This window comes from Microbacterium bovistercoris (genome assembly GCF_003387575.1).
Classification (GTDB): domain Bacteria; phylum Actinomycetota; class Actinomycetes; order Actinomycetales; family Microbacteriaceae; genus Microbacterium; species Microbacterium bovistercoris.
In genome coordinates, this window is sequence record NZ_QUAB01000002.1 from 1 (window position 1) to 1,594 (window position 1,594).

The 1,594-nt window shown below is 55.0% G+C and carries 1 rRNA gene; it reads left to right on the forward strand.

From position 1 onward, the window contains the following. Positions 1-1,593 (forward strand): 23S ribosomal RNA (locus DY023_RS00145); the annotation flags it as partial. Position 1,594: the final 1 nt, after the last annotated feature.

The following is a 1,594-nucleotide window of genomic DNA, read 5'->3' on the forward strand; positions in this document are numbered from 1 at the left end:
CCCACCGGACCCTTCGGGGTTCATCGGGTGATGGAGCACGGGACCCCATCTGGTGGAGTGAGCGTATTAACAGGTGTGACGCAGGAAGGTAGCCCATACCAGGCGATGGTTGTCCTGGTGCAAGTGCGTAGGCCGAGTCATAGGCAAATCCGTGACTCATGCAGGCTGAGACACGATGCGGATGAAAAGTGGGTGATCCTATGCTGCCGAGAAAAGCATCGACGCGAGGTTCCAGCCGCCCGTACCCCAAACCGACTCAGGTGGTCAGGTAGAGAATACCAAGGAGATCGAGAGAATCGTGGTTNCGACTCAGGTGGTCAGGTAGAGAATACCAAGGAGATCGAGAGAATCGTGGTTAAGGAACTCGGCAAAATGCCCCCGTAACTTCGGGAGAAGGGGGGCCATCCACTTATACGGACTTGCTCCGGAAAGGGTGTGGTGGCCGCAGAGACTAGTGGGTAGCGACTGTTTACTAAAAACACAGGTCCGTGCGAAGACGCAAGTCGATGTATACGGACTGACGCCTGCCCGGTGCTGGAAGGTTAAGAGGACCGGTTAGCCCTTTTGGGCGAAGCTGAGAATTTAAGCCCCAGTAAACGGCGGTGGTAACTATAACCATCCTAAGGTAGCGAAATTCCTTGTCGGGTAAGTTCCGACCTGCACGAATGGCGTAACGACTTCCCAACTGTCTCAACCGCGAACTCGGCGAAATTGCATTACGAGTAAAGATGCTCGTTACGCGCAGCAGGACGGAAAGACCCCGTGACCTTTACTACAGCTTGGTATTGGTGTTCGGTGTGGCTTGTGTAGGATAGGTGGGAGACTGTGAAACCATGACGCCAGTTATGGTGGAGTCATTGTTGAAATACCACTCTGGTCACTCTGGATATCTAACTTCGAACCGTGATCCGGTTCAGGGACAGTGCCTGGTGGGTAGTTTAACTGGGGCGGTTGCCTCCCAAAAAGTAACGGAGGCGCCCAAAGGTTCCCTCAACCTGGTTGGCAATCAGGTGGCGAGTGTAAGTGCACAAGGGAGCTTGACTGTGAGACTGACAGGTCGAGCAGGGACGAAAGTCGGGACTAGTGATCCGGCAGTGGCTTGTGGAAGCGCTGTCGCTCAACGGATAAAAGGTACCTCGGGGATAACAGGCTGATCTTGCCCAAGAGTCCATATCGACGGCATGGTTTGGCACCTCGATGTCGGCTCGTCGCATCCTGGGGCTGGAGTAGGTCCCAAGGGTTGGGCTGTTCGCCCATTAAAGCGGTACGCGAGCTGGGTTTAGAACGTCGTGAGACAGTTCGGTCCCTATCCGCTGCGCGCGTAGGAAGTTTGAGAGGATCTGACCCTAGTACGAGAGGACCGGGTTGGACGAACCTCTGGTGTGCCAGTTGTTCCGCCAGGAGCACCGCTGGTTAGCTACGTTCGGGATGGATAACCGCTGAAAGCATCTAAGCGGGAAGCCGGCCTCAAGATGAGACTTCCATACCTTCGGGTGAGAGGCTCCCAGCCAGACTACTGGGTTGATAGGCCAGATGTGGAAGCACGGCAACGTGTGCAGCTGACTGGTACTAATAAGCCGACGACTTGATAACA